Raw genomic sequence first — 8,686 nt, 5'->3', positions numbered from 1 at the left:
GACCTAGTGCGCTCCGCCGGTCCTACCGCCGAAGCTCTGGGCCGCCTTGGTGTTCAGCTCTTCCGTCTCCTGGTTGTGCAGTGTCGTCCCGTCCGTCAGATCGGCCACGGCACCCAGCGCGTCAATGAGCTTGTCCACCATGCTGACGGTGATATTGCCGTACTCGTGAAACGCCTTGGCGAACGTCTTGCCCACCTCGTCGTCCCACCATTCGGGCCGTTCCATGGCGAGCAGGTCACCGACCCGCTTGCGCTCCGCGAAGAGGAATTCGGGGAGGACGCTCTTCAGCGGCCGACCGTGGTACTGGAATCCCTCAGGATTCATACCGTATGTGTCCGGCGCCATGCGGACCACCTCTTCTCCATACGTGGGTGAACTGGATCCGGGTGACGGAAAGCACCACCCGGATATGACTCATGGCGGAGTGCGGCATCAGGTGACAGCCATGCCGCGCGCCGCCCGCTCCGTTTCTTCTCTATTCGTCCAGCAGTGCCGTCTGTACCTGCGTCTTGCGCCTCCGGGAGATCCAGTAACCGCGTCCCGGCGGGAACTCGCGCGGTTTCACGTCGCCGAACAGGACGCCCTCCGACGGCGGGCAGGACAGCAGCACACTCGGTGTGTTGGCCTCGATGAGGCGGCGCAGCAGCGGATCGCTCATGGCACGTCCCGCGCCGCCCGCCGCTCGGGCGACGATCAGGTGCAGCCCGATCTCCGCTCCTTGGTTGAGGTATTCGAGGATCGGTTCGAACGGGCTCGGCCCGTATCCGCCGGTGCCGAGCAGGTCGTAGTCGTCGACGACGAGGAAGACCCGAGGGCCGGTCCACCAGTCACGCTCGCGCAGCCGGTCGGGAGTGATCTCGGGGCCCGGTACACGTGCCTTGATCGCGTCCGCCGCCGCGGCGATCATCTCGCGCACCGCGTCCAGCGACACCGAATAGCTGAGCTGGTATTCCTCCGGCACCGAGTCGTAGAGCTCGCGCCGCAGGTCGACCATGGCGAACAGTGCCTCGCGGCTGCTGTGCCGGCCGACGATGGACCGGGCGACATGCCGCAGCAGGTTGGTCTTGCCGCTCTCCGTGTCGCCGACCACGAGCAGGTGCGGGTTGGTTTCGAAGTCGTGCCAGAACGGCTCCAGTTCGCTCTCCTCGACGCCCAGCGGGATCCTGATGCCCTCGGCGGACGGCAGATCCCGTACGGGGAGTGTCGCGGGCAGCATCCGTACGACCGGGGCGGACGGTCCGTCCCATGCCTCGCGTACGGCCGTGATCAGGGCCTGGGTCCCGTCGCTGAGGTCGGCGGCCGAGCCGTTGCCGTCCATGCGGGGCAGCGCCGTCAGGAAGTGGAACCTGTCCTCGGTCATGCCCCGGCCCGCGACGCGCGGCACCGCCTGCGCGACGCGCATGCCCAGGATGGAGTCGACTGGGTCGCCCAGACGCAGCTCGAACTTGCTCGCGATCTGGTCGCGCAAGGCGGCCTGGTAGTCCGCCCAGCGAGGCGAGGCCACCATCAGGTGGATGCCGTAGTTCAGGCCCCGGGCCGCGAGCTGGGTGACCGTCTGGGCCAGTTCGAAGAAATCCTGGCGCAGGATCGTCCAGCCGTCGATGACCAGGAAGACGTCGCCGTGGGCGTCCTCGGGAAACTCACCGGCGGCCCTGCGGCGGCGGTAGGTGGTCATCGAGTCGATGTCGTGCGCCGCGAACGCCTCTTCCCGGCGGGCCAGCAGCGAGACCATCTCGCCTATGGTGCGGCTGATGCGTTCCTCGTCCATGCGGCCGGTGACGGAACCCACGTGCGGAAGCCCCTTGAGCTGGGACAGGCTGCCGCCGCCGAAGTCCAGGCAGTAGAACTGCACTTCCCTGGGCGTGTGCGTGACGGCCAGTCCGGTGATCAGGGTGCGCAGCAGGGTGCTCTTGCCGCTCTGCGGTCCGCCCGCGATGCCGACGTGTCCGCCGGCGCCGCTCAGGTCCGCGATGAGCGGGTCGCGGCGCTGCTCGAACGGCCGGTCGACGATGCCGACGGGCAGGCGCAGGCCGCCGCCGTCCGGGCGGGCGGCGCGGTAGTTCTCGGCAGGGTCGGTGGCCGGCTCCTCCTCGGCGGCGAGGAGTTCGTCCAGGGTGGGCGGGGTGGACAGCGGCGGCAGCCAGATGCGGTGGGCGGGCCGGGCGCCGGGCCAGGTGCTCAGCCGGCCGACCGCCACCTGGAGCAGGCTCTCGGCGTTCTCGTCCGGCTCCGGTTCGGCGAGCGGCGCCGCGGGTACGGCAGCGGGCTGCGTCGGCAGGACGTACTCGGCGTCGAAGCGGACGACCGCGCCGGTCCCGCCGACGGTCTGCGCCGCCTGGCGTTTGGGCCGGTAGGGCCCGGACACATAGGCCGCCTTGAAACGGGTGAGGGTGGCCTGGTCGCTCTTGAGATAGCCGTTGCCCGGCGCCGAGGGCAGTTGGTGGGCGTCCGGGACGCCGAGGACGCCCCGGCTCTCCATGGCGGAGAAGGTACGCAGACCGATGCGGTACGACAGATGTGACTCCAGTTGGTGCACCCGGCCCTCGTCGAGACGCTGCGAGGCCAGCAGCAGGTGGACGCCGAGGCTCCGGCCCAGGCGGCCGATCATGACGAACAGGTCGATGAATTCGCGGTGCGCGGCCAGCAGCTCACTGAACTCGTCGACCACGACCAGCAGCGACGGCAGCGGCTCCAGCGTGGTGCCGGACAGCCGAGCCCGTTCGTACTCAAGCAGGGAGCTGTAGTTGCCGGCCGCGCGCAGCAGTTCCTGCCGCCGGATCAGCTCGCCGTGCACGGCGTCCCGCATACGGGTGACCAGCGCGGCCTCGTCGGCCAGGTTGGTGATGACGGCGGAGGTGTGCGGCAGCTTCTCCATACCGAGGAAGGTGGCGCCGCCCTTGAAGTCCACCAGTACCAGGTTGAGCACCTCGGACGAGTGGGTCAGCGCCAGGGCGGAGACCAGGGTCCGCAGCAGTTCGCTCTTGCCGGAGCCGGTGGCGCCGATGAGCATGCCATGCGGGCCCATGCCGCTCTGCGCGGACTCCTTGAAGTCCAGCTCCACCGGCGAGCCGTCCGCGGCGATACCGATGGGCACCCGCAGGTGATCGCTCTCGCCAGGGTTGCGCTTCTCCCACAGCCGGGGAATGTCGTAGGTGTTCAGGTCGGGGACGCTCAGAAGTGCGGTCAGGTCGAAGTCGGTGGTGAGCGGCTCGGCGATCTCCGTGCCCATCTGCATCCGGTACGGCGCGATCAGCCGGGCCAGGGCACGCGCCCGGACCGGACTCAGTGTGTCGGGACGGCCGAGCGGGGTGACGCTCTCGCGTCCGGTGCGGTCCTGGCCGACCATCCGCAGTTGTTCCGGCGTGACATCGAGGCTCAGGATGTGCGGGCCGGTCTCGGCGGGCAGCGACCCGCTGACGTCGACGACCACCGCGTTGCGGTAACCACCGCCGAGGAAACGGGAGTTGGCGGACACCTCGGCCGCGTCCAGCACGATGACCGTGAACGGTTCCTCGGCCGACGGGCCCGCCTGCGGGTCGAAACGCGACCGGCCGGTGAAGCTCTCGCCGAGGATGTCCTCCAGGTCGGCGGTGGACCGGGTGATCAGCCGTCGCTGTCCCGCGCCATCGTTCCTCGTGACGTGCTGCGCGTGCGGAAGCCACTTGACCCACTCCCAGTGGGCCGTCTCGTCCGCACCCGCGCAGACCGCCATGTGCAGTTCGTCGGACGCGTGGAAGACGGCGAGCTGCCCGAGCACGGCCCGCACCATGGCGCGTGCGGCGTCGGTCTCTCCCCGTAGCTGCACCCGCTCGTACGCCCGCAGGCGTACCGCGATGGGCTGGTCCGCGACCGAGGTGTAGGCGCGGATGAAGCGGCGCAGCGCATGGGCGGCCAGCGGCTCCAGGTCCTCGACGGGCTTGGTCTGCATCGGGGCCAGGCGCACACCGAGCCGCTGTTCGCCGACCGCGAGCCGGACCTCGGCGAAGTCGCCGTGTGCCGAGCGTCGTTCCCACAGGCGGGTGGTGCGCACCACGGACCACAGGGCGGCCGGCTCGGGGTTGCGCCAGGCGTGCACGTCACGCTGGCGGCCTACCACCTCACGCACGCGGCGCCGCATCTGGGACAGATAGCGAAGGTAGTCACGGCGGTCACCGCCCACCCGCTGTTTACGCTCGGCGGCGGTACGGGCGAGCTGGGCGACGAGCATCACGGCGGTGGCGGCCACCATGACGCCGCCGATGGCGTAGGTGTACGCGCTGTTGCCGCCGGTGGCACCCGGCCGCGCGTACAGCATCACCATGCCGAGCGACATGATGGCCATCGGCAGGTAGGTCAGCAGGGCCGACATGCCGTTCTGCCGCTCGGGCAGGACGGGCGGTTCCTGAAGCTCCAGCTGACCGGACGGCACCTCCGGGCCGGGCCTGCGCGACGGGCGGCGGAACAGTACGAGACTCACACCAGATCCTTCCGAATCAGCGCCCCGTTCCAGATCCGTACGCTGCCACAGCCACACTCGACTCCCGCCGACGGCAGATGGCGATTGTAGTGTCATGCGCATGGTACGTGTCACAACATGTGCGAGGCACGTTGTGTTCTTTCGGGAACAGTTTTCCGAGAGTGCGCTGAATCAGCGTACGACCGCCGGAACGCCGAGCCGCCCGGCAGGGCCCTTTCAGTCCTCACGGCGGGACCGGAGAGGCACGGTCCTCTTCTGACACGCGAGGCACCACCCGGCCGTTGCTAGCGTCAGCCTTGCATAGCGTGCCTGTCAGCCGTCTGTGGCCCTGCTTCCCCGACGGCAGCAATCAACAGGTGCCCGCCGGTTGTCTTCTGGCGTTCTGCCAGTCGTGCAGTCACCCAGTCGCCCAGGCTGATCCTTCGGCCCGTCCGTGAACGGAAACGCCGCGTGAGCACAACCAACGCCAACGTCATCGCCGCCGATCTGACCCGATTGGTGGTGCATGCTCCCTCCCGCGTCATCGACATCGCCGTACCCTCCGACGTGCCGCTGGCCGAGCTGCTGCCCGTGCTGGTCAGCCATGCGGCGGCCGAGGCCGGCGATCTCGACGAGAGCGGTCTCGAACACGGCGGCTGGGTGCTGCAGCGGCTGGGCTCGGAGGCGTTCGACGAGGACAGCACGCCCGACGAACTCGAACTGCGGGACGGCGAGACGGTCTATCTGCGGCCGCGCAGTGAGCAGTTGCCGCCGGTCCACTTCGACGATCTGGTCGACGGCGTGTCCACGGGCATGTCGGAACGCACCGACCAGTGGCGGCCCGAGTTCACCAGGCCGCTGCTGCTCGGTGTGGCGGCCGGCGCGCTGGTGGCCGGATTCGCCGTCGTCGTCTCCCTGCCCGGCACCGGCCTGCGGATGACACTGTCCATGGGACTGGGTGTCGCACTGCTGCTCGGCGCGTTCGCCGCGTCCCGGGCGATGGGGGACGCGGTCACCGGCACCGTGCTCGGGCTGCTGGCTGTGCCGTTCTTCGGACTCGGCGGCTGGCTGGTCCCGACCGGCCCGCCGGGCACCGAATTGACCGGTGCCCGGCTACTGGCCGCCGCGATGGCCTCCGCCGGCGGCGCGGTGCTCGCGGTCGCGGCGGCGGCGGCCGCGGTGGCCCTGTTCTCCGCGGTGGTCCTGCTGTGCCTGGTCATGGCGATCACCGGGGCCCTGGCGCTGACCGCCGGTCTCGCACCCGCCGAGAGCGCGGGCGGTATCGCGACATTGACAGCGCTGTTCGGCACCTTCATCCCGATCCTGTCCTTCCGGTTGTCGGGGCTCAGGCTGCCGCCGCTGCCCACCAACGCGGAACAGCTCCAGCAGGGCATCGACCCGCTGCCGGCGCGGGGCATCCTCACCCGGACCGTCGTCGCCGACCGTTACATGACGGCGCTGTACCTGGCTTCCGGCATCGTGTGCGCCGTGTGTCTGACCGCGCTGTCCACGGGCAGCGGGTGGGAGCCGTACGCGGTGGGCGGCGTCCTCAGTCTTCTGCTGGTGCTGCACAGCCGTGGGATGACGAGCGCCCGGCAGAAGCTGGCCGTCGCCCTGCCCGGGTGCTACGGCGCGTTGCTGCTGCCGGTGGCAGGGGTCTGGCACGAAGGCACACCGGACCGCCTGGCCGTGCTGGCCGCCTCCGCCGCCGCCTGCGCCGTGCTGGTCCTCGCCGCCTGGCACATACCCGGCCGACGGCTCATCCCCTACTGGGGCCGCGCCGCCGACCTGCTCCACTCCGTGACCACGATCGCCCTGTTCCCGCTCGTGCTGATCGATCTCGGAGTCCTCCCGATGCTCCGCGAGATGTGGAACTAGCCGCCATGCAGTCCAGACGCGACCAGGTCCAGGCATATTCGTTCACCGTCGGACGGCTGACCTCCAGCATGCTGATGGCGGACCCCGACGCCGTGGACACACCCATGAGCCGTACCCGCCGCGGCAGCGCGATCGGCCTCGTCATCGGCGCGTTGATCTGCGTCGGTTTCATGGTGTTCGGGCTGCTCTTCCCCAAGGACTCCGACGCCTGGCGGAAACCGGGCGTACTGGTCATGGAGAAGGAAACCGGAGCCCGCTACGTGTACGACGGCGGCACGCTGCGCCCGGTGATCAACTACGCCTCGGCGAAGCTGGTCACCGGCGACAAGGGCACGGTCCAGCAGGTCTCCCGCAGCACCCTCGCCGACGTCCCGCGGGGGACGCTCATCGGCATTCCCGGGGCTCCCGACTCACTGCCCGCAGCCGACCGGCTCACCCACGCCTCCTGGCAGGTGTGCGCCACCTCGCGCGCGGCCGACGACGGCACCCGCGCTCCCACCACCACGCTCGCCGCGGGCATCGTGCCGCGGAGTTCCGTGGAGTTCGGGCCGAACGAGGCGCTGCTGGTGACCACACGCAAGGGCAAGCAGAGCACCGACGTCCTGCTGTGGCACGGCACCCGCTTCCGGCTTGACTCCGCGCACGGCGCCCTGCAGTCGCTCGGATACGGCACCGTCGAAGCGCTCGCCGTCGCCGACGCGTTCCTGTCCGCGATCCCCGCCGGTCCGGACCTCGCGCCGCAGGAGGTGGCGGGCCGCGGTGCGCGGGGGCCCCGGCTGAGCGGGCAGCCGCGCCGCGTCGGCCAGCTCTTCGCCGTACACACTCCGGGATCTCCCGAGCAGTACTACCTGCTCGACCGGGCGGGTCTGGTGCCGCTGACCCTCACCGAACTGCAGTTGCTGCGCGGCGACCCTCGCACCCGGGACAAGGCCTACGCCGGACAGCGACCGGCGGTCGTGGTCCTGCCGCCGGACGAGGCCGCCCAGCACATGGCACCGAAGAGCACCGCCGCCGGCGCCGGCCCGGACGCTCTGCCGGCGCGTCCGCCGACGGCCCTGGCGCCGCAGCCCGGCAGCGTGCCCTGCCTTCGGGTCACACCGGGCGGTGGCGCACCCCGGCAGGCCTTCGTGCGGGTGCCGGCCGTGTCCGCCGCGGGCGCGCCTGTCGTGGCCCGGCAGGGGGTGGCTCCCAGCTGTCCTGTCCCCGACGCGATCTCCGTGCGCCCGGGAAGCGGCGTCCTGGCGATGCCCGCCTCCGCCGGAGCCGGTGCGAGCGGCGCGCGGTATCTGGTGACGGACGACGGCATCAAGTACCCGCTCGCCGCGCCGGCGGTCGCCGGCCGGCTCTCCTACACCGACCAGGACCTCATGCGACTGCCGTCGGCACTGCTGCGGCTGCTGCCGACCGGTCCTCTGCTCGACCCGGACCGAGCGGCCGCCCCCGCACTGTCCGGGCCCGCGCCCGCCGCGCCCGACCCCGAGTGCGGTCCGACGAAGCGGTCCGCCCCATGACCGAATGACACCGGATGGCCGGAGAACCGCTCCGGCCACCGCGTCCAATCCCCAGAGAGGCAGGAGTGCGATGAGTCCCGTCCGCACAGTTGCTGATGACGGCGCCTATCAGGTGGCCGCCCAGGCGATCGAGTCGACGATCAGTCAGTGCGACCAGATCCGCAATAACGCCACCAACGCCTACGAGACCCTTGTCTCGGCCTGGCAGGGAGGCGCCGGCCAGGCGTTCGGCCAGGCATTGACCTCGTGGAACGACAAGTACAACCAGCTTCGGCAGATGATGGACACCTTCGCGGACACACTGGCCGGCACACGTGGTCACATGAGTGGCCAGGAGAACACCGCGCATCAGAACGCCCAGCGGTTCAACTCCATGGTCAACGGCCAGGGATAGCGGCCGCTGAGGGGCAGCGACTGAACCGGACCTCAGCACGATCACCGAACCCCACACATCACAGAAGACCAAGGAGACGGCTGTGCCAGACGGAAGTTCGTTTTCCATCACCTACGGACAGGCCGAGGACGCTCATCAGATCCTCGTGCAGGCGACCAACAGCATCAGCCAGCAGATCGACGAACTCAAGAGCCGCGTGGACCAGGTCATCCAGAACATCGAGGGTGACATGGCCCTCAGCTACCACGCAGAGCACGTGAAGTGGATGCAGAAGGTCAACGAGATGGGCAACACCCTGACCACGGGCGCCGCGACCCTGCGGGACAGCGCCACGGAATACCAGCAGACCGACCGGGCCGAGGGCAGCAGGTGGGAGTCGGTCGGCGGCTGAACTCACGGCAGGGGCGCCGCAGGCGACTGCGCGCCCCTGCCGCCCGTCATGCCGGCCGGTTGTCCGGTACACGCCCC

Annotated in this window: 6 protein-coding genes; 4 read left to right on the top strand and 2 right to left on the bottom strand. The window is 70.1% G+C overall.

The window, feature by feature from the left end:
* Positions 1-3 precede the first annotated feature (3 nt).
* Together PV679_RS02355 and eccCa are read right to left on the bottom strand one after the other, a co-directional pair.
* Entirely contained in the window at positions 4-324 is a 321-nt protein-coding gene (locus tag PV679_RS02355) for a hypothetical protein (protein ID WP_319678476.1), read from the bottom strand.
* A 151-nt stretch (positions 325-475) separates the two neighbouring features.
* Positions 476-4,456 (bottom strand): type VII secretion protein EccCa, encoded by a 3,981-nt coding sequence (gene eccCa / locus PV679_RS02350; RefSeq protein WP_319678475.1) that lies wholly within the window; start codon positions 4,454-4,456, stop codon positions 476-478.
* A gap of 450 nt (positions 4,457-4,906) precedes the next feature.
* On the opposite strand from eccCa, the gene eccD reads away from it, so the two are divergent.
* From eccD to PV679_RS02330, 4 genes are all read left to right on the top strand, one after another.
* Positions 4,907-6,313, top strand: a complete 1,407-nt coding sequence (eccD, locus tag PV679_RS02345) for a type VII secretion integral membrane protein EccD (protein WP_319678474.1) — start codon at positions 4,907-4,909, stop codon at positions 6,311-6,313.
* Between the two features lie 5 nt (positions 6,314-6,318).
* Entirely contained in the window at positions 6,319-7,824 is a 1,506-nt protein-coding gene (gene eccB, locus PV679_RS02340; protein ID WP_319678473.1) for a type VII secretion protein EccB, read from the top strand.
* Between the two features lie 70 nt (positions 7,825-7,894).
* On the top strand, positions 7,895-8,218 hold the full coding sequence (locus PV679_RS02335; protein ID WP_319678472.1) for a WXG100 family type VII secretion target: 324 nt from the start codon (positions 7,895-7,897) through the stop codon (positions 8,216-8,218).
* Positions 8,219-8,300: 82 nt separating this feature from the next.
* Positions 8,301-8,609, top strand: coding sequence for a WXG100 family type VII secretion target (locus PV679_RS02330; protein WP_319678471.1), 309 nt, complete (start codon positions 8,301-8,303; stop codon positions 8,607-8,609).
* Positions 8,610-8,686 lie beyond the last annotated feature (77 nt).

The organism is Streptomyces sp. AK02-01A, assembly GCF_033795305.1.
GTDB lineage: Bacteria > Actinomycetota > Actinomycetes > Streptomycetales > Streptomycetaceae > Streptomyces.
Note: the sequence above shows the minus strand (reverse complement) of the source record. Positions and strands in the feature narration are given on the sequence as shown.

Excerpts from the sequence above, each read along its gene's own strand:
- PV679_RS02355 (WP_319678476.1), bottom strand. The coding sequence starts at position 324 with ATGAATCCTGAGGGATTCCAGTACCACGGTCGGCCGCTGAAGAGCGTC.
- eccB (WP_319678473.1), top strand. The coding sequence starts at position 6,319 with ATGCAGTCCAGACGCGACCAGGTCCAGGCATATTCGTTCACCGTCGGA.
- PV679_RS02335 (WP_319678472.1), top strand. The coding sequence starts at position 7,895 with ATGAGTCCCGTCCGCACAGTTGCTGATGACGGCGCCTATCAGGTGGCC.